At 75.2% G+C, this 18,938-nt stretch carries 19 protein-coding genes and 1 riboswitch; of the genes, 10 read left to right on the top strand and 9 right to left on the bottom strand.

Annotated elements, in window-relative coordinates; genetic code table 11:
* Positions 1-202: 202 nt before the first annotated feature.
* Entirely contained in the window at positions 203-856 is a 654-nt protein-coding gene (locus ACWCYO_RS27750; RefSeq protein WP_449785707.1) for a transcriptional regulator, read from the bottom strand.
* Between the two features lie 250 nt (positions 857-1,106).
* A riboswitch (cobalamin riboswitch) is annotated at positions 1,107-1,234 on the top strand.
* A 55-nt stretch (positions 1,235-1,289) separates the two neighbouring features.
* Here ACWCYO_RS27750 and ACWCYO_RS27755 point away from each other — a divergent pair.
* From ACWCYO_RS27755 to ACWCYO_RS27785, 7 genes are all read left to right on the top strand, one after another.
* Positions 1,290-2,399, top strand: coding sequence for a cobalamin biosynthesis protein (locus ACWCYO_RS27755; protein ID WP_449785708.1), 1,110 nt, complete (start codon positions 1,290-1,292; stop codon positions 2,397-2,399).
* Positions 2,400-2,549: 150 nt separating this feature from the next.
* A complete protein-coding gene (locus ACWCYO_RS27760) occupies positions 2,550-4,088 on the top strand; it encodes a cobyric acid synthase (protein WP_449785709.1) in 1,539 nt (512 codons plus the stop codon).
* A complete protein-coding gene (locus tag ACWCYO_RS27765) occupies positions 4,085-6,172 on the top strand; it encodes a putative cobaltochelatase (protein WP_449785710.1) in 2,088 nt (695 codons plus the stop codon). Before ACWCYO_RS27760 ends, ACWCYO_RS27765 begins: the two co-directional genes overlap by 4 nt.
* Before the next feature lie 5 nt (positions 6,173-6,177).
* Positions 6,178-6,783 carry a cob(I)yrinic acid a,c-diamide adenosyltransferase gene (cobO, locus tag ACWCYO_RS27770; protein WP_270143148.1) on the top strand — a complete coding sequence of 202 codons (606 nt, stop codon included), beginning with the start codon at positions 6,178-6,180 and terminating at the stop codon, positions 6,781-6,783.
* 4 nt (positions 6,784-6,787) lie between these two features.
* Positions 6,788-8,191, top strand: coding sequence for a cobyrinate a,c-diamide synthase (locus ACWCYO_RS27775; RefSeq protein WP_449785711.1), 1,404 nt, complete (start codon positions 6,788-6,790; stop codon positions 8,189-8,191).
* A gap of 9 nt (positions 8,192-8,200) precedes the next feature.
* Entirely contained in the window at positions 8,201-8,743 is a 543-nt protein-coding gene (locus tag ACWCYO_RS27780) for a chloramphenicol phosphotransferase CPT family protein (RefSeq protein WP_270143152.1), read from the top strand.
* Positions 8,744-8,809: 66 nt separating this feature from the next.
* Positions 8,810-9,280, top strand: coding sequence for an OsmC family protein (locus tag ACWCYO_RS27785; RefSeq protein ID WP_270143154.1), 471 nt, complete (start codon positions 8,810-8,812; stop codon positions 9,278-9,280).
* Positions 9,281-9,283: 3 nt separating this feature from the next.
* Here the strand turns inward: ACWCYO_RS27785 and ACWCYO_RS27790 are convergent, their stop codons facing one another.
* Both ACWCYO_RS27790 and ACWCYO_RS27795 read right to left on the bottom strand, forming a co-directional pair.
* Complete coding sequence (locus tag ACWCYO_RS27790) at positions 9,284-9,976, bottom strand: serine/threonine-protein kinase (protein ID WP_449785712.1); 693 nt, start codon at positions 9,974-9,976, stop codon at positions 9,284-9,286.
* Between the two features lie 81 nt (positions 9,977-10,057).
* Complete coding sequence (locus ACWCYO_RS27795) at positions 10,058-10,651, bottom strand: TetR/AcrR family transcriptional regulator (RefSeq protein WP_449785713.1); 594 nt, start codon at positions 10,649-10,651, stop codon at positions 10,058-10,060.
* 149 nt (positions 10,652-10,800) lie between these two features.
* Between ACWCYO_RS27795 and ACWCYO_RS27800 the strand changes: the two genes are divergently transcribed.
* A complete protein-coding gene (locus tag ACWCYO_RS27800) occupies positions 10,801-11,976 on the top strand; it encodes an FAD-dependent monooxygenase (RefSeq protein WP_449785714.1) in 1,176 nt (391 codons plus the stop codon).
* A gap of 249 nt (positions 11,977-12,225) precedes the next feature.
* On the opposite strand, the gene ACWCYO_RS27805 is transcribed toward ACWCYO_RS27800, so the two are convergent.
* The gene (locus ACWCYO_RS27805; RefSeq protein ID WP_270143162.1) at positions 12,226-12,405 is read right to left on the bottom strand and encodes a hypothetical protein; all 180 of its coding nucleotides are present in this window, start codon (positions 12,403-12,405) and stop codon (positions 12,226-12,228) included.
* 75 nt (positions 12,406-12,480) lie between these two features.
* Between ACWCYO_RS27805 and ACWCYO_RS27810 the strand changes: the two genes are divergently transcribed.
* Positions 12,481-13,143 carry a class I SAM-dependent methyltransferase gene (locus tag ACWCYO_RS27810; RefSeq protein WP_449785715.1) on the top strand — a complete coding sequence of 221 codons (663 nt, stop codon included), beginning with the start codon at positions 12,481-12,483 and terminating at the stop codon, positions 13,141-13,143.
* Between the two features lie 7 nt (positions 13,144-13,150).
* Here the strand turns inward: ACWCYO_RS27810 and ACWCYO_RS27815 are convergent, their stop codons facing one another.
* Together ACWCYO_RS27815 and ACWCYO_RS27820 are read right to left on the bottom strand one after the other, a co-directional pair.
* Entirely contained in the window at positions 13,151-13,603 is a 453-nt protein-coding gene (locus tag ACWCYO_RS27815) for a hypothetical protein (RefSeq protein WP_270143165.1), read from the bottom strand.
* A gap of 177 nt (positions 13,604-13,780) precedes the next feature.
* Positions 13,781-14,293, bottom strand: coding sequence for a MarR family winged helix-turn-helix transcriptional regulator (locus ACWCYO_RS27820; RefSeq protein WP_270143167.1), 513 nt, complete (start codon positions 14,291-14,293; stop codon positions 13,781-13,783).
* 129 nt (positions 14,294-14,422) lie between these two features.
* On the opposite strand from ACWCYO_RS27820, the gene ACWCYO_RS27825 reads away from it, so the two are divergent.
* Positions 14,423-15,343 carry an EamA family transporter gene (locus ACWCYO_RS27825; RefSeq protein WP_449785716.1) on the top strand — a complete coding sequence of 307 codons (921 nt, stop codon included), beginning with the start codon at positions 14,423-14,425 and terminating at the stop codon, positions 15,341-15,343.
* A 284-nt stretch (positions 15,344-15,627) separates the two neighbouring features.
* Here ACWCYO_RS27825 and ACWCYO_RS27830 read toward each other — a convergent pair whose 3' ends face one another.
* From ACWCYO_RS27830 to ACWCYO_RS27840, 3 genes are all read right to left on the bottom strand, one after another.
* Positions 15,628-16,482: a hypothetical protein gene (locus ACWCYO_RS27830; RefSeq protein ID WP_270143171.1), complete on the bottom strand. Its 855-nt coding sequence runs from the start codon at positions 16,480-16,482 to the stop codon at positions 15,628-15,630.
* 96 nt (positions 16,483-16,578) lie between these two features.
* Positions 16,579-17,604, bottom strand: coding sequence for a TolB family protein (locus ACWCYO_RS27835; RefSeq protein ID WP_449785735.1), 1,026 nt, complete (start codon positions 17,602-17,604; stop codon positions 16,579-16,581).
* Between the two features lie 2 nt (positions 17,605-17,606).
* Positions 17,607-18,935, bottom strand: coding sequence for an MFS transporter (locus ACWCYO_RS27840; RefSeq protein ID WP_449785717.1), 1,329 nt, complete (start codon positions 18,933-18,935; stop codon positions 17,607-17,609).
* Positions 18,936-18,938: the final 3 nt, after the last annotated feature.

The raw sequence follows: 18,938 nt of genomic DNA on the forward strand, positions 1-18,938 counted from the left end.
TGTTGAGACCGTTGGCAGTCTGAAAATCACCCGCAACGCCCCTCTCCGGGCCACCCCCTCCACCGCCCCTCCCGCAGCGCGTCCCTCTCGCCTGGTCGGGTGGTGGGGGGAGGTGGGGCGTGGGGGTGCGAGGCGGAGCCCGCGCGCCCACGAGGGGGCGGGGGTGTTGTGGGCGCACGAGGCGAAGCCCGATTGGGGGGGGTCAGACCGGAATGGCGGGGTTGTGGGTGCTGAGGAGGTGCCAGAAGCGGGGGGTGAGGGGCGGGGTGGGGGTGCGGGGCTGGGCGGTGGCGCCCCAGTGGGAGGGGACGTGGTGTTCCTGATGGAGGACGGGGAGGACGGCGGCGAGGTCGGCTTCCGGGACGGGGACCAGGTGGGCGAGTGGCCGCAGGTGGGGCTGCCAGCGGCTGCCCACGCACTGGCGTAGGAGGCGGTCGAGGGCCTCGCCGCGCCCGGTGGCCTCGATCAGTTCGGTCAGCCGCAGGCCGAGCACCTGGGCGAGGGCGTGGGTCTGGTCCGGGTCGCCGTCCCAGTGGCCGGTCAGTTCGGCCTGCCGGTAGGCGGGCAGCGGCACGCCTACCCGCTCGGCGACGAGGTCCGGGCTGAGTTCCCGGGCGAGGCGGTGGTCGCGCAGGCTCACCGGGCGGCCGCCCATCAGCTGGTCGGCCGGGCACCAGAGGGCGCGGGCCAGGGCGACGAACTCGGCCTCGCCGGGGCGCAGGTCGCCGTTCTCCCAGGCGAGGACGTGCCCGGCCAGCAGCCGTACGCCGTGCGCGGCCATGCCTTCGGCGACCTGTTCGGGGGTCAGGCCGAGGCCGGCCCGGTGGGCGCGGGCTGCCTCGGGTGAGAACGGCACGGGGGGAGGGGCGGCAGTGGCGGGGGACTTTCTGCGGCGCATGGCACCGAACCGTAGGTGCGGCCCTCGGTCCGTCCCAGCCGCCGAACGCACGAAGTGGAGCTGACGGGCCCTCCCCCGCGCTGGGCGATCGCACAGGCCGGTATCGGTGGCCGGTACCGGTCCGTCGTGTGACCAACCCCTCCGCGACCTCGGTTGACTCCCGGTTCGGCCGCGTGATGGGATCCTGGGGCCAAACGGAGGCATGGAGAGGAAGCCGGTGCGAGTCCGGCGCGGTCCCGCCACTGTCACCGGGGAGCACGCTCGGAAGTGCCACGGCGGGCCGTCAGGAGCCGCTGGAAGGCCCGGGGGTGCGTCCGACCCGGAAGCCAGGAGACTCTCGCCCCCGGTACGTCGATCCAGGGCGCGGACCCTGAGTGAGGACACCCACGCGATGCAGGCTGCCCCGCCCCGTCGGCCCGCCGCCGTGCGCCCGCTGACCCGCGCCGCCGCCTTCGCGCTGGGCGCCGTCGCGGGCTACGCCGCCGACGCCCGTTTCGCCGACCCCCGCCGCGGCCATCCGGTCGCCCTGTTCGGCAGCGCCGCGACCCGCCTGGAGCGGCGCGTGTGGCGCGACGACCGGACCGCCGGGGCCGGGTACACGGCGCTGTGCGTGGGCGCGGTCGCGGCCGGCGCGCTGGCGCTGGACCGTACGGTCGGGCGCCGTCCGCTGGGCCGGGCCGCGCTGGCGGCGGCCGCGACCTGGACGGTGCTCGGCGGCACCTCACTGACCAGGGAGGCGCGCACCATCGGGCGCTCGCTGGCCGCGGGCGATCTGACGGCCGCCCGGGAGCGGCTGCCGCACCTGTGCGGGCGGGATCCGAGCGCGCTGGACGGGCAGCAGATCGCCCGGGCGGTGGTCGAGTCGGTGGCCGAGAACACCGCCGACGCCGTGGTGAACGCGCTGACCTGGGGCACCCTGGCGGGCACGCCCGGGCTGCTGGCCTTCCGCGCCGTGAACACCCTGGACGCCATGGTGGGCCACCGCTCGCCGCGCTACGCCCGCTTCGGCTGGGCCTCGGCCCGGCTGGACGACGTCGCGGGCTGGCCGGGCGCCCGGCTCACCGCGCTGCTGACGGTGGCCGCCGCGCCCGAGCCCCGGACCGCCTGGCGGGTCTGGCGCCGGGACGGCTCCGCCCACCCGAGCCCGAACGCGGGCCAGGCCGAGTCGGCCTTCGCGGGTGCGGTGGGAGTGCGGCTGGGCGGGACGCTCCGGTACCCGCACGAGCCGAAGGGCGCGCCGGAGCGCGGGGGCACCTCCCAGCCGCCAGGTTGGGGGAGACCGTCGGCTCCGGGGCAGGAGCGCCCGGAGGCGAGTGCGGAGCCACGTGAACGCGTGGAGCACCGGCCCGTGCTGGGCGGGGAGTTGCGGCCGGTGACGGTGGACGACATCGAGCGGGCCTGCACGCTGTCCCGGCGGGTGGGCGCGCTGGCGCTGGGTACGACGGTCGCGGGGCACGTCCTGCTGCGGATGCTGTTCGGCAAGAGGAGGGGTGGGGCATGAGCGAGCGCAGCGAGCTCGTCATCGGAAGGTGCGCATCGTGCGAAGCGCCTGCCGAGCGGAGCGAGGTGGACGCATGAGCGAGCGCAGCGAGCTCGTCATCGGAAGGTGCGCATTGTGCGAAGCGCCTGCCGAGCGGAGCGAGGTGGACGCATGAGCAACGCGCTGCTGGTCGCCGGGACGACCTCGGACGCGGGCAAGAGCGTGGTGACGGCCGGGATCTGCCGTTGGCTGGCTCGCCAGGGCGTGCGGGTCGCGCCGTTCAAGGCGCAGAACATGTCGTTGAACTCCTTCGTCACCGCCGACGGTGCCGAGATCGGCCGCGCCCAGGCGATGCAGGCGCAGGCCGCCCGGGTGGAGCCGGAGGCGGCGATGAACCCGGTGTTGCTGAAGCCCGGCGCGGACGGCCGCAGCCAGGTGGTGCTGCTCGGCCGGCCGGTCGCCGAGGTGGGCGCGCTGGACTACCGCGAGCGCAAGCCCGTCCTGCTGGAGCGCGCCCTGGAGTGCCTGGCGGACCTGCGCCGGCGCTACGACGTGGTGGTGTGCGAGGGCGCCGGGTCGCCCGCCGAGATCAACCTGCGCGACCGGGACATCGCCAACATGGGCCTGGCCACGGCCGCCGCCCTGCCGGTGGTGGTGGTCGGGGACATCGACCGCGGCGGGGTCTTCGCGGCGATGTACGGAACGCTGGCGCTGCTGTCCGCGGAGGACCAGCGGCACGTCGCGGGCTGGTTCGTCAACAAGTTCCGCGGTGACGCCCAACTGCTGGCGCCCGGGCTGGAGATGCTGCACGAGCTGACCGGCCGTCCGGTGCTGGGCACCCTGCCGATGCTGCCCGGCCTGTGGCTGGACGCCGAGGACTCGCTGGACCTGTCCACGGTGGTGGACCGGGTGGACGGGCCAGGGCCGCTCGGGGCGGACGTGCTGCGGGTGGCCGTGGTGCGCTTCCCCCGGCTGTCCAACTTCACCGACCTGGACGCGCTGGCGCAGGAGCCGGGCGTGCTGGTGCGCTGGGCCACCCGGCCGGAGGAGCTGGCCGACGCCGACCTGGTGGTGCTGCCCGGCACCCGGGCGACGGTGGCGGACCTCGCCTGGCTGCGCGAGCGCGGCCTGGAGCCGGCGCTGAAGGCGCGGGCGGCGGCCGGGCTGCCGATCCTCGGGGTCTGCGGCGGCTACCAGATGCTGGCGCGCTCGATCGAGGACGAGGTGGAGTCGAAGGCGGGGCTCGTCGGCGGGCTGGGCCTGCTGCCGACGGACGTCCGCTTCGGTGCCGAGAAGGTGCTGGCGCGGCCGGTGGGCGAGGCGTACGGGCAGCGGGTCGAGGGCTACGAGATCCACCACGGGGTGGTGTCGGTCGAGGGAGGGGAACCGTTCATCTCTGATGACGATGGGCAGGGGCTGGACGGCTGCCGGGTCGGCTCGGTCTGGGGCACGACCTGGCACGGCGCACTGGAGAACGACGGCTTCCGCCGCGAACTCCTGTGCGAGGTAGCCGAGTTGGCGGGCCGGGCGTTCGTGCCGGCGCCGGACACCTCCTTCGCCGCGGCGCGCGAGGCCCGGCTGGACCGGCTGGGCGACCTGATCGAGGAGCACGCGGACACCGACGCGCTGTGGAAGCTGATCGAGGGCGGGGTGCCGGCGGCCGGAACGCTGCCGTTCCTCCCGCCCGGGGCACCTGGGAGTGACGCATGAGTGACGTCCGCTATCCGTTCACCGCGATCGTCGGCATGGCCGACCTGCGGCTCGGGCTGCTGCTGAACGCGGTCTCCCCGGCCGTGGGCGGTGTGCTGGTGCGCGGCGAGAAGGGCACCGCGAAGTCGACCATGGTGCGCGCGCTTGCCGGGCTGCTGCCCTCCATCGCCGCCGTGGACGGCTGCCGCTTCGCCTGCGACCCGGCCGCGCCGGACCCGCAGTGCCCGGACGGGCCGCACGCCGCCGTCGCGAGTCACGAACGACCGTCCCAGCTGGTCGAGTTGCCGGTCGGCGTGGCGGAGGACCGGATCGTCGGCTCGCTCGACCTGGAGCGCGCGCTGGCCGAGGGCGTCAAGGCGTACGAGCCCGGACTGCTGGCCAAGGCGCACCGCGGCGTGCTGTACATCGACGAGGTGAACCTGCTCCAGGACCACGTGGTGGACCTGCTGCTGGACGCCGCCGCGATGGGGCGCTCGTACGTCGAGCGCGAGGGCGTGTCGGTGCGGCACGCGGCGCGGTTCCTGCTGGTCGGCACGATGAACCCGGAGGAGGGCGAGCTGCGGCCGCAGCTGCTCGACCGCTTCGGCCTGACCGTCGAGATCGCCGCCACCCGGGACCCGGCCGAGCGGGCCGAGGTGGTCCGGCGCCGGCTCGCCTACGACACCGACCCGGCCGGCTTCGCGGCGCGGTTCGCGGCACAGGAGCGGGAGCTCGCCGAACACATCACCGCCGCCCGGGAGTTGCTGCCCAAGGTCGAGCTGACGGATGTGGCACTGCGTCAGATCACGGCCGTGTGCGCGGCCTTCGAGGTGGACGGGCTGCGCGCGGACATCGTGATGGCCCGGACCGCGGTCGCGCTGGCCGCCTGGGCGGGGCGGGTGGAGGTGCTGGAGGAGGACGTCCGCAAGGCCGCCCAGCTGGCCCTGCCGCACCGGCGCCGGCGCAACCCGTTCGACGCTCCGGGGCTGGACGAGGAGCAGCTGGACCGGACGCTGGAGGAGCACTCCCAGCCGGAGGACCCGGAGCCCGAGGGCGACGGGCCGGGTCCGGACGGGAGCGACCCCGACGGCGGCGGTCCGGAGGGCGGCGGCCCCGACGGCGGTGGCGCTCCGGAGCCGTCCGACGGCGGCATCCCGGAGGCGTCCGCCCCCGAGAGCGGTGCCTCGGACGCCGAGGCACCCACGCCGCAGCCCGTCCCGGCCCAACACCCCTCCCCCGCCCGGGAGTCGGCGCCGGTCGCGGCCGGGGACCCGTACCGCACCCGACTGTTCACCGTGCAGGGCACCGGCCACGGCGCCCAGGGCCGCCGCTCCCCCGCCGAGACCACCGGCGGGCACACCGTCCGGGCCCGGCGGCCGCAGGGCACCCTGAGCCGGCTGCACCTGACCGCGACCCTGCAGGCCGCCGCGCCGCACCAGGTGGCGCGCGGGCGGGCCGGCCGGGCGCTGGTGCTGCACAAGGACGACTTCCGCGAACAGGTGCGCCAGGGACGGGAGTCCAACCTGGTGCTGTTCGTGGTGGACGCCTCCGGATCGATGGCCGCCCGGCAGCGGATGACCGCGGTCAAGGGCGCGGTGCTGTCGCTGCTGATGGACGCCTACCAGCGCCGGGACAAGATCGGCATGATCACCTTCCGGGGTGCGGACGCCGAACTGGCGCTGCCGCCGACCTCCTCGGTGGAGGTCGGTGCGGCCCGCCTCGAGTCGCTGCCCACCGGCGGGCGGACCCCGCTGGCCGCCGGCCTGCTGCGCGCCCACGAGGTGCTGCGGGTGGAGCGGCTGCGCGACCCGAACCGGCGCCCGCTGCTGGTCGTGGTCACCGACGGCCGGGCCACCGGCGGGCGGGACGCGCTCGCCCGCTCGCACCGCGCGGCCGCGCTGTTCGCCGCCCAGGGCACCGCGAGCGTGGTGCTGGACTGCGAGTCCGGACCGGTCCGGCTGGGCCTGGCCCGTACCCTGGCCGGGCTGCTCGGCGGCAGCGCCGTCAGCCTGGACGAGCTGCGCGCCGAGGGCGTGGCCTCGCTCGTCCGCGAGAACCGTGCGACCACTCGTGCGACCACCACTTCGATGCGAAAGGCGGCCTGACCGACATGCCCAAGGGCGTCCCCGAGAGCGTTCCCGACGACGGACTGACGACCCGCCAGCGGCGCACCCAGCCGATCACCGCCGTGCACACCGGCCCCGGGAAGGGCAAGTCCACGGCCGCCTTCGGCATGGCGCTGCGGGCCTGGAACCAGGGCTGGTCGGTCGGGGTGTTCCAGTTCGTGAAGTCCGCCAAGTGGAAGGTCGGCGAGGAGAACGCGCTGCGCGTGCTCGGCGCCTCCGGCGAGGGCGGCACCGTCGACTGGCACAAGATGGGCTCCGGCTGGTCCTGGATCCAGCGCTCCGCCGAGCAGGAGATGTCCAGCGAGGAGGCGGCCAAGGAGGGCTGGGAGCAGGTCAAGCGGGACCTCGCGGCCGAGACCTACCGCTTCTACGTGCTGGACGAGTTCACCTACCCGATGCACTGGGGGTGGATCGACCCGGACGAGGTGGTGTCCGTGCTCAAGGACCGCCCGGGCAGCCAGCACGTCGTCATCACCGGCCGGTACGCGCCCGAGGCGCTGACCGGATTCGCCGACCTGGTCACCGAGATGACCAAGGTCAAGCACCCCATGGACGCCGGCCGCAAGGGCCAGCGCGGCATCGAGTGGTGACCCCTTGAGCACCAGCCCGTTGCGGGGCGTCCCCCGCCTGGTCGTCGCCGCCCCCTCCTCCGGCGCCGGCAAGACCACCGTCGCCACCGGCCTGATCGCGGCGCTCGCCGCGCGTGGACTGGCGGTGTCGCCGCACAAGGTCGGCCCGGACTACATCGACCCGGGCTACCACGCGCTCGCCGCCGGGCGTCCGGGCCGCAACCTGGACGCCTTCATGTGCGGGCCGGAGCGGATCGCCCCGCTGTTCCTGCACGGCGCGGCGGGGGCGGACGTGGCGGTGGTCGAGGGCGTCATGGGCCTGTTCGACGGGGCGTCCGGGCGCGGGGAGTTGGCGTCCACCGCGCACGTCGCCAAGCTGCTGCGGGCGCCCGTGGTGCTGGTGGTGGACGGCTCCTCGCAGTCCCGCTCGGTGGCCGCGCTGGTGCACGGCTTCGCGTCCTGGGACCCGCAGGTGCGGCTCGCCGGGGTGATCCTCAACCGGGTCGCCTCCGACCGGCACGAGCAACTCCTGCGGGAGGCCCTGGAGGAGGGCTCCGGGGTGCCCGTGCTGGGCGCGCTGCGCCGCTCGGCGGCGGTCGCCACGCCGTCCCGGCACCTCGGGCTGATCCCGGCGGTGGAACGCTCGGCGGAGGCGGTCAAGGCGGTCGCGGACATGGGCGCCCTGGTCGCCTCCTCGGTGGACCTGGACGCGTTGCTGGAACTCGCTCACACGGCACCGGAGTTGGACGCCGAACCGTGGGACCCGTCGACCGAGGTCGTGCCCGTCCCCGGGCGGCCGCGGATCGCGGTGGCAGGCGGCGCGGCGTTCTCGTTCTCGTACGCCGAGAACGCCGAACTGCTGGGCGCTGCGGGCGCGGAGGTCGTCCCCTTCGACCCGCTGCACGCCTCGGCGCTGCCGGAGGGCACCGCCGGACTGGTCATCGGCGGCGGCTTCCCGGAGCTGTACGTACGGGAGTTGAGCGGGAACGCCGCGCTGCGCTCGGCGATCTCCGGATTCGCCGCCGCGGGCGGGCCGATCGCCGCCGAGTGCGCCGGACTGCTGTACCTGGGGCGGGAGTTGGACGGCCTGCCGATGTGCGGGGTGCTGGACGCCACCGCCCGGATGACCGAACGGCTCACCCTCGGCTACCGGGAGGCCGCCGCCCTGCACGACTCCCCGCTCGCCCCGGCCGGCACCCGGGTGCGCGGGCACGAGTTCCACCGCACGGTCTGCGAGCCGGGCGCGGGCGAACACCCCGCCTGGGGCTGGCACTTGCCGACCGGGCCGCGCACGGAGGGCTTCGCCGGCGGCACCGTGCACGCCTCGTACCTGCACCTGCACTGGGCCGGGGCGCCCGCGCTGGCCTCCTCGTTCGCGGCCGCCGCGGCGGCGTTCGATTCCGCGACGGGGTCGGGCACGCGACCGTAGGGTGGGCGCATGCACGTGATCGTCCTCAACGGCGGCTCCAGTTCCGGCAAGTCGAGCATCGCCCGGCGCCTGCAGGAGCTGTTGCCGGAGCCGTGGCTGCACCTCGGCGCGGACACCATGGTGGAGGCGCTGCCGCCGTGGCTGCTCGGCGGTGACGGCGGCATCGGCGGCCTGGAGGGCGGGGACGGCACGGTGGCCGTCGGACCGGTCTTCGCCCGGCTGGACGCCGCCTGGAGCATCGGCGTGGCGGCGATGGCCCGGGCCGGGGCGCCGGTCGTGGTGGACGAGGTGTTCCTCGGCGGGGCCGCCTCGCAGCAGCGGTGGCGCACGGCGCTGGCGGGCCTGGACGTGCTCTGGGTCGGCGTGCACTGCGACCCGTCCGTGGCCGCGGCCCGGGAGGCCGCGCGCGGCGACCGGGTCACCGGGATGGCCGCCGCCCAGGCCTCGGCGGTGCACGAGGGGGTCGGGTACGACCTGGTCGTGGACACCTCGCGGGCCTCGGTGGACGACTGCGCCGGCGCGATCCTCACGCGGATGACCACGCCGCGTTGAGCTCCGCGGGTGGCCTCCTGCGGTTGACTGTCCGCAGCGAACCGCCCTTCCCACGGAGGCACCCCCATGGCCAGGCAGCACGAGTACACCGCCGAGATCAGCTGGACCGGCAACCGGGGCACCGGCACCAACGACCACCGTTCCTACTCCCGCGACGTCGAGGTGTCCGCCGCGGGCCTGCCGACCATCCCCGGCTCCGCCGACCCCGTCTTCCGGGGCGACCCGGCCCGCTGGAACCCGGAGCAGCTGCTGCTCGTCTCGCTCGCCCAGTGCCACCTGCTCTCGTACCTGCACCTGTGCGCGGCGAACGGGGTCGTGGTGACCTCGTACGCCGACCGGCCGGTGGGCACCATGGCCGTGTCCCCGGAGGGCGGGCACTTCACCTCGGTGGTGCTGCACCCCGCGGTCGAGGTCGCCGAGGCGGGAATGGCGGAGCAGGCGCTCGACCTGCACGCTCAGGCGCACCGGGCCTGCTTCATCGCCAACTCGGTCAACTTCCCGGTGCGGCACGAGCCCGAGGTGGCGGTCGGCGGCTGATGGCTACAGGGCCAGGGTCTGCCAGCCGCGGGTGATCTGGTCGTGGACGGCCGCCGGGTCCTGCCCCGTCGACCGGGCCGCCGCCAGCGCCCCCAGCAGGGCCGTACCGTCCGCCGGGCGCTGCGCCGGGTCGATGGCCAGCGCACGTACGACGACGGCGGCGAGCGCCGGGTCGAGGGCCTGGACCGCTGCCAGCGCCGCGGGTTCGGGCCCGGTCTCCACGATCCGGCGGATCACCCCGCCCGCGTTGGTCGCCGTGAACGGGCTGGCGCCGTGCGCCGCGCACACCACGCAGCACGCCCAGGCCCACACGTCGGCCGCCGGACCGACCCGCTCCTCGCCGAACTGCTCCGGCGCCATGTACGTCAGGGTGCCCGGGCCGCCGCCGGTGGCGGTCAGCCGGGTGCCGTCCACGATCGCCGCGATGCCGAAGTCCAGCGGCCGCGGGCCCGCCGTGGTCAGCATGATGTTGGCCGGCTTGAGGTCCCGGTGGACGAGCCCCAGCCGGTGCACCCCGGACAGCGCCACGGCCAGGGCCAGCGCCAGGGCGCGCAGCGCCTCGGCGGCGCGGATCGGGCCCTGCTCGCGCAGGTGGACGTCCAGCGGGCGGCCGTCCAGCAACTCCATGGCCAGGTACGGGCGTCCGGCGTCCACGCCGGTGTCGAGCACCCGGGCGGTGTAGGCGCCGGGGACCACGGCCAGCACCTCGGACTGCGCTGGAAGCGGCGCAACGGGTCGGCGTCGTCGAGGAGTTCGAGGTCTATAGGTGGACGCGCCCTACGCCTCCCCATCGAGCAGTGCGGCGAGGTAGCGGTCGATCTCGGCGCGCAGTTCCTCCGGCATCGGCACGTGCCAGTGCCCGCTGCCGGCCGTCGCGTTGAACAGCACGCCGTCGCACCAGCGGATCAGCCGACGGGCGTCCGCCTCCGGGTCGGTGGAGCCGGCGGCGGCGAGCAGCTCGGCGCCGAGCTCGGCGAAGCGGGCGCCCAGGCGGTCGTAGACGGCGCGCAGTTCGGGCCTGCGAGTGGCCTCCAGGGCGAGCTCCAGGCGGGCCAGGGTGAGCCTGCGGCCGCTGGTGAGCGCCTGGAAGAGCACCTCGGCGCCGACCTCGACCAGCAAGGCGCGCGGCGGGAGGGTGGCCCCCGGCAGCTCGCCCTCGGCGAAGACCGGGTAGTCGGCGGTCTCCCGCTCGACGATCCGGGTGAGCACGAGTTCGAGCAGGGCGGCCCTGGTCCGGGCCAGGTTGGAGGTCGAGCCGGCGGGCAGGCCGGCGGCGTCGTCCACGGCGCGGTGGGTGAGCCCGCGCAGGCCGGCGTCGGCGATCAGGTCGATGGCGGCGTCGGCGATCAGGGTCGGTCGCGGGGGTGTCATGGGTCCGATCATGGCCCTTCCGGTGGGGCTCCCCCAACTCACTACAGCCGTAGTTTACGGGACACTACACATGTAGTACGGTGCTGGAGCAAGCCTGCAACTACACCTGTAGTGACCAGATCGTGATCGTGTGAGAAGAGGAGCCCCTCATGGCCCTGCACCAGGCGATCGTCATCGGCGGTGGCATCGGCGGCCTCGCCGCCGCCCTCGCCCTCCACCGACAGGGCATCCCCGTCACCGTCCACGAACGCGCCGCCGCACTGGAACCGGTCGGCGCCGGACTCGCCCTCGCCCCCAACGCGCTGCGCGCCCTCGACCGGCTCGGCGTCGGCCCCCGGCTGCGCGCCCTCGCCACCCCGCACCCCGCCGTCGGCGTGCGCCACCCCTCCGGCCGCTGGCTCGCCCGCACCAGCACCGCCGCCGTCGAGGCCCACTTCGGCGACCCGATCGCCGCCGTCGCCCGCGCGGACGTCATCGCCGCCCTGGTCGACGCCCTGCCCGAGGGGACGGTCCGCACCGACTCCCCCGCCACCGTCATCGACCCGGGCGACCACCGGCAGCCCGCCGTCGTCCGCACCACCGACGGGGACCAGCCGGCCGGACTGGTCGTCGCCGCCGACGGCATCCGCTCCGCCACCCGCGCCCGGCTCTTCCCCGACCACCCCGGCCCGCGCTACAGCGGCTTCACCACCTGGCGCTCCATCGTCACCCCGGGCCGCCGTCCGGCCTCCGCCGGCGAGGTCTGGGGCCCCGGCCGCCTCGCCGGGATCGTCCCGCTCGCCGACGACCGGATCTACGTCTACGGCGCCGCCCTCGCCCCGGCCGGCGCCCGGGCCGCCAGCGAACACGCCGAACTCCAGCGGCTGTACGGCGACTGGTGCGCACCCGTCCCCCAGCTCTTCGCGAGGGCCGAACCCGACCGGATACTCCGCAACGACGTCTGGGACCTCGCCGACCCCCTGCCCGCCCAGCACCACGGCCGGGTCGCCCTCCTCGGCGACGCCGCCCACGCCATGTGCCCCTTCCTCGGCCAGGGCGCCTGCCAGGCCATCGAGGACGCCGTCGTCCTCGCCTCCCTCCTCACCCCCTCCGCCGACCTCGCCACCGCCCTCCCCGCCTACACCGCCGCCCGCCTCCCCCGCACCACCGCCGTCGTCACCGCCTCCCGCCGCACCGGCGCCCTCATCGCCCTCCGCACCCCCGCCGCCACCCTCCTCCGCACCACCGCCCTCACCCTCGCCGGCCTCCTCCCCACCCGCGCCCTCCTCAGCCGCTCCGCCCCGATCTACAACTGGCAGCCCCCGGCACTGGCCGCCGAGCGGTGATCAGGAGGCAGGATCCAGCGGCCATGGGAACGGTCACGCCCAGGGGCGTCCTCCACCTCGGCCCTCACCTCGGCCCCTCGAAAACGCCCGCTCGGCCCGGGTCCACCCGATCACCCCGAGCCGGGCCGCCCACTACGCGTCAGTGTCCTTCGGGTGCCGAGGCGAGGCGTGAACGAAGTGCACCGTGCGCGCCACCTCGTCCACCAGGTACCGCACCCGGCCGCCGGCGGTCACCTCGCACCTCGGGGCTCACGGCGCGGCCACCTCGCCGTGGTCGTCACCGGGAAGGGGCCCGGTGAGCTCCGCGGCCAGATCCGGGTCCGCGAGGATTCCGGCCGTGGCGCGCCATTCCGTTATCACGCGGTGCAGATTGGCGTGCACGTCGAGCTCCACGGCCTCGCGGGTCGCATCGACCAGGTCGTCAATCACGCCTGCTGCACCCGCGTGATCGCTCGGGCCCGCAAGGCCCGGTCAGTGTCAGTGGTGGTGGGGATGATGGGCGGCATGAGTGACTCCGCGCCCGGTAGGGCCATCGCTGATTACTGGGACGCGGCCGCGTCGCGCTTCGATGACGAGCCGGATCACGGGTTGCGGGCGGCGGTGACGCGGGAGGCGTGGGCGCGGCGGGTGCGGGGGTGGCTGCCGGCGGGGCCGGTGGATGTGCTGGATGTCGGGTGCGGGACGGGCTCGTTGGCGGAGCTGGTCGCGGCGGGTGGGCATCGGGTGACCGGGGTGGACCTTGCGCCGCGGATGGTGGCGCGGGCCAGGGCGAAGCTGGCGGCGGCCGCGGTGGCGGGACGGTTCCTGGTCGGGGATGCGGGCGCGCCGCCGGTGCGGGAGGGCGGTTTCGACGTGCTGCTCTGCCGACACGTGATCTGGACGCTTCCCGATCCGCAGCGGGCGCTGCGTGCCTGGGTGCGGCTCCTGCGGCCCGGCGGGCGGCTGGTGTTGGTCGAGGGACGGTGGCGCGAAGCGGGCGAGCCGGCGGTGCCGTACGTCGCCGGGGCGGAGCGGCTGCCGTGGGCCGGCGGCGTCGGCGCGGAGGAACTCGCGGCGGCGGTACGGCCGTTGGTCGCGGAGCTGCGGATCGAGCCGCTCAGCGGGGACGCCGCCCTGTGGGGCGGGCCGGTGAACGACGAGCGCTACGCGGTGGTCGCGGACCTGTAGCGGGAGGTCACGTGCCGACGCCGAAGGTGCCGTTGAGCGGGTCGCGCCGGCAGCAGGCGGCGCAGCGGAGGCGGGTGTAGATCGCCACCGCGCCCATGCAGACGTCCTCGCGGCCGTCCAGCGGGGTCGCCGAGTCGGCCGGTTTCCCGCACTCCAGGCACGGGCGGTGCGGCCGGGCGGCGACGGAGCAGGCCCGGCAGACCAGGTGGGTCGGGTGCTCGGCGTGCACGACGACGGGCTGCGGTCCGCCGTACAGCAGGTGGTCGCACCAGGTGCAGGTCTCGTCCTGCTGCGCCGCCAGCATCCGGTCCCGGGTCTCCCGCTGCCACCTGGCCGCGTTCTGCAGCGGCACCTTCACCGGCGGGCCCCACCCGGCGGCGGCGAGCCATTGGGCGCCCTCGGCGCCGGCCGCCCGCAGCTGGTCGTCGACGGCGATGTCCCTGGGGGTCTTGCGCTGCATCGGGCCTCTCCTCCGGTGCGGGGTCCCGATGGGATAACGCGGCCGGGGAGGCGGTGGACACGCGAACGACCGCACCGTTACTCCGGTTCAGCCGAAGCGCGGGCGTATCGCGTCGCCGGCGTCGTGCCGTGGCCGAGGCGGGCGGCCCGGGCGAGCGCCTCAGCGCAGACGGCTGCGTCAGCCGATCAGCGGTTCGGTGTCGCCGTGGGCGATGAGGAGCTTGCGCAGCAGGGTGTCGAGCTGGGCGCGCTCGTCGGCGTCGAGGGTGGCGATGATGCGCTCCTCGTTCTGGATGTGGCCGGGCAGGATGGCGTCGATCAGTTCCTTGCCGGCCGGGGTGAGGCGGACCAGGACGGCGCGGCGGTCGTCCGGGCAGGGGTTGCGTTCGACCAGGCCCTTGGCGGAGAGCTTGTCGACGCGGTTGGTGATCGCGCCGGAGGTGACCATGGCGGACTTGAGCAGGGCGCGCGCGTTGAGCTCGTAGGGTTCGCCGGAGCGGCGGAGGGTGGCGAGGACGTCGAACTCGGAGGAGTCCAGGCCACAGCTGGTGAAGTACTCGCGCAGGGCGTTGTCGACCCGGACGTTCAGCCGCCGGAGCCGACCGATCAGGGCCATGGCCTCGCGGTCCAGGTCGGGGCGGTTCCTGGCCCACTGCTCGGCGATGTCGTCGACGGTGTCGCGCTGCTGCATGACCTGTCATCTCCCTCTCGGTGCTGCCGGTCCAGATATCTTAACATTCACATACTTGACGTTCGCCGATCTCGGGCGTAGAAATATCTCAACGTTCAGATAATCAACGTTGAGGGGATCGGGATCGTCATGGACCGCAAGCGCGCAGGGATCGCCGTCACCGCCGCACTCGCCCCGGCCGCCTGGGGCACCACCTACCTGGTCACCACCCAGCTGCTGCCCGAAGGCCGCCCGCTGCTGCTCGCCGCGCTGCGGGCGCTGCCGGCCGGGCTCCTGCTGTTGCTGATCGGGCGCAAACTGCCCAAGGGGCGCTGGTGGGGGCGCGCGGCGGTGCTCGGGATGCTCAACATCGGGTTGTTCTTCCCGCTCACCTTCGTCGGCGCCTACCGCCTGCCCGGCGGTGTCGCGGCCACCATCGGGGCGATCCAGCCGCTGCTGGTCGCCGGGTTCTCGATCGGCGTGCTCCGGGTCCGGCCCGGGCGCCGGGCACTGATCGCCGGGCTGGCCGGGGTCGGTGGAGTGGCGCTGCTGGTGCTCAAGAGCGGGGCCGAGTTGGACGGCGTCGGGATCGCCGCGATGGTCACCGCGATCGGCCTGATGGCCATGGGCACCGTCCTCACCCGCCGCTGGGGCCGCCCGGACGGCGCCACCATGGTGGACCTCACGGCATGGCAGCTCCTGGCCGGCTCGGTCTTCCTGGTCCCGCTCGCGGCGCTGGTCGAGGGCGCGCCGCCGGCCCTGAGCGCCTCCAACCTGGCGGGCTTCGCCTACCTCGGACTGTTCAGCACCGCGCTCGGGTACGTCCTGTGGTTCCGCGGCATCGACCGCCTCGGCGCCGGGCCGGCGTCCTTCCTGGGACTGATCAACCCGGTGGTGGCCACCGTCGGCGGCCTGGTCGTGCTCGGCCAGACGCTCACCCCGTGGCAGGTGCTGGGCCTGGTACTGGCGCTGGGCGCCATGCTCGTCGGCCAGGCCCCGGCCCGGCGCGGCGCCACCGCGAGCCCGGCTCCCGCACCGACCCGCGACCTCGCCCCGGCAGCCACCCGCTGACCGTCACGCCTCCGCCCCGCCGACCGGTGGTCGGCGGGGCGGAGGTTCGTCACGCGGAGGCTTGTCAGCGGGTGGTGCTCTCGGTCACGTCCGCCGGGGCCTTCAGGGCGGGCGGCCGGGAGACGTCCCTCGCGGCCGGGCCGAAGCGGGCGCCCCCGCAGCGGGCGCGGCGGACGTGGGCGCGGCGGACGGATCGCTGTCGTCCGGCCCGCAGGCGGTCAGCACGAGGGTCGTCCTGCCCCCCGACAAGGCTCCGACAACGGCTCCGGCGGCGGGCCGCGTGGTCAGCCGGTGGCGCGGACGTAGATGTCGGCGGCGCCGGAGAGGCCCCCGGGGATCGTCGCGACGTAGATGCGGCGCGTTCTGGCGGCGTGGGTGGGGACGGCCGACGGGGTCCAGGTGGGGCTCGGCGTGGGCGCCCAGGCCGGGGGCGGGGAGGGCGTCGGCGCGTAACCGCCCTCCGCTGCCCCGGCGTCCGGCTCGACGGAGGGCTCGCCGTCCGGCTCGACGGAGGCGTCGACGGAGGGGTCCGCGGAAGGCTCGACGGAGGCGTCCGGGGTGGGCTCGCCCGCCGCCGGCTGCGCCGCGATGGCGACGGGCGCGGAGGTGCTCCCGGGCACGGCGGCGGCAGTGGCGGCGGCCGCGGACGGAGATGCCGAAGGCCCCCCCTCCGGCAGCTCCGGCCCCTCCGGCAGCTCCGGCGCCTCCGCCGGCTCGTCGCCGCCGAGGGCGGCGGCGAGGTCCGGCGGCAGCGGGGCGGCGGGCCCGGGCGCGGGGAGGTCGTAGGTGCGCAGGAAGTCGCCGAGGCCCGGTTCCTTGCCGCCGCCGAGGCGGTAGTGCAGGTAGGCGATGGGCGCGCCGTCGGAGGTGCGGGTGTAGACGGCGCCGACCGGGACGTAGTAGCGGCCGGCGCCGGGGTGCTGGGAGGGGTGGAGGCCGGCCAGGCGCTCGGCACGGTCGCGGTCGGTCTCCCGGCCGACCCCTCCCATGGTGAGCGCGTTGACGCCGCGCACCACCAGGGCGGCGCCGACGGACACGCCGAGCACCAGTCCGACGGCCACGGTGCGCCGCAGGACCGGGCGGCCGTGCAGGGCCGGCCAGGAGTCGGTGACCATGCGCTCGGGTGGGATGCCGTCCACGGTTGTCTCGCTCCCCCGTTTCGATCAGGACGTCCGACCGGAACGTTCGGCCAGCCGCCACACTCTGCTCGACGTGGGACGGTAGCGGAGAGTTCCTCAGCCCAGGTAGGCGGGGGCGACGGCGGCCCTGGTGACCAGCCGTGCGGCGCCGGAGCCGTCCGCCGGGACGGTCCACAGGTCGGCGCCGTAGTCCCCGGGCAGGGCGTAGAGCAGGGTGCCGTCGTCGGACCAGAGCGCCTGGTCGTCGATGTTGCGCTGCTCGGCGGTGGCGGTCTCGGTCCCGGTCGCGAGGTCGAGCACGTACAGCCGCCAGGGGGCGTCGGGCGACAGGCCGGGGACGCGCTTCTTGTAGGCGATGCGGGTGCCGTCCGGGGAGAGCGAGGGGCATTCGACGTTGTCGTGCAGGGTGGTGAGGGTACGGGCGGCGAGGTCGCCGCGGGCGAGGTGGGTCTGTCCGGAGGTGGCCACGGTGGCGTAGAAGGTGTTGTCGTCGGCGAAGGTGACGCCCCAGATGTTGACGTCGTGCGCCTGGTACGGGTGGCCGTCCTTGATGACGGTGAAGTCCTCGAGGTTCTCCCGCAGGTTCCAGTCCCGCACGTCCACGATGGAGGTGCGGGTGGAGAAGTCGGTGCCCGCGTAGGAGTCGCCGCTGACGAAGACCGTCCAGGCGGCGAGGTGTCCGGACGGGGAGACCCGGGAGCGGGTGGGGATGCCGGCGGCGGGGAAGGAGCGCCGTTCGTGCAGGTGGTCGTCCAGGACGACGGCGCGGTAGGTGTCCTCCAGCGCGCCGTGCTGGGCCTGGAGGCAGATGCCGGTTCCGGCGGCGGCGTGGAAGCGCAGGCACTGGGTGCCGGAGGCGGTGCGCGGGCCGTCGGGATGGTCGGCGGGGACGGTGGTGATCTCGTCCCGGTGCGGACCCCAGGCCATGTTGCGGAACAGCAACTGTCGTCCGTTCGGGGGGACTTGGAGTGACACTGACCCCGGGTTGACGGCCGGCCCGCCGGCCTGGGTGCGGTCGCGCTCGGCGGTGCGGTCGGACGCGTAGAGGACGGCCCCGGTGCCGACCGCGCCGAGCACCAGGACGGCGACCAGCAGCACGATCACCCTGGTGCGGCTCTGCAGGTTCACGCGCTCTCCTCGGAGACACCGGTGGCGACGGCCTCGGACGGACGCAGCACCACCGCCGCGCCGGCCACGCACAGCGCCAGCGCCCCCGCCGACCAGGCGAGCGCGGTCGGGCCGCCCACCGCGCTCCACAGCGCGCCGAACAGCAGCGAGCAGGCGAACCGGGCCAGCGCCTGCCCGGTGCCGACCAGGGCGAGTCCGGCGCCGCGCTGCTCGGCGGGTACGGTGTCGGCCGCGGCGGCGGCCAGCACGCCGTCGGTGGCGGCGTAGAACGAGCCGTGCAGCACCAGGACGCAGATCACCACGGGCAGTCCGCGCAGCGGTGAGAGCAGCAGCCCGTACGCGAGCAGCAGCACCCCGTGCCCGAGCAGGAAGAGCCGGCGGCGCCCGATCCGGTCGGCGAGCGAGCCGAGCGGCACGGCCAGCAGCAGGAAGGCGGCCGCGGTGCCGAGCGGCAGCAGCGGGAACAGGTTGACGGACAGGCCGAGGCGGCGCTGGATCAGCAGGTAGAGGAAGGAGTCGCTGACGGTGGTGAGGCCGAGCAGCACGGCGCACAGGGTGAGTCGGCGAAGCCCGGGCAATCGCAGCAGGGTGAGGCCATCGCGCAGCGAGGGAGCCCAAGTTGACGGATCATCACCATTCTGTCGGTTCGGCACGAACAGCAGCAGGATCAGCACGCCCAGTGCGGCGACGCAGGCGCTGACCGTGAACACCGCGTCGTAGCCGTGCCGTTCGCCGCCGTCGGCGAGCATCGGGCCGCCGGCCAGGCGCAGCACCAGGAAGGCGGTGAGCGGGCCGAGCAGCGCGCCGGCCGTGTCCATCGCCCGGTGCACGCCGAACGCCCGTCCCCGGTGGGCGGGTTCGGTGGCCAGCGAGATCATCGCGTCCCGGGGCGCGGTGCGCAGGCCCTTGCCGGTGCGGTCGACGGCGATGACGGCCCCGATCAGCGGCACGGTGTGGACGAACAGCAGCAGCGGCCGGCACAGCGCGGACAGCCCGTAGCCGACGGCGGCGACGGCCTTGTGGCGGGCGGACCCGTCGCGGCCGCGGCGGTCGGCGAGGTGGCCGCCGGCGAGCCGGACCAGGGCGCTGAAGCCGTTCTGGATGCCGTCGAGCAGGCCGAAGCCGAGTGGGGAGAGGCCGAGTCCGGTGAGCAGGTAGAGCGGGAGCACGGCGTTGACCATCTCGGAGGAGATGTCGGTGACCATGCTGACGGCGCCGAGGGCGAGGACCGCCCCCGGCACGGAGCGCAGGGCGGCGCCCCGCCGCACCGGGCCGACGGCCGGTGCGACGGGGGCCTTGGAGCTGCGGGAGTCCGCGACGTACACCGG

The organism is Kitasatospora sp. NPDC001683 (assembly GCF_053596495.1).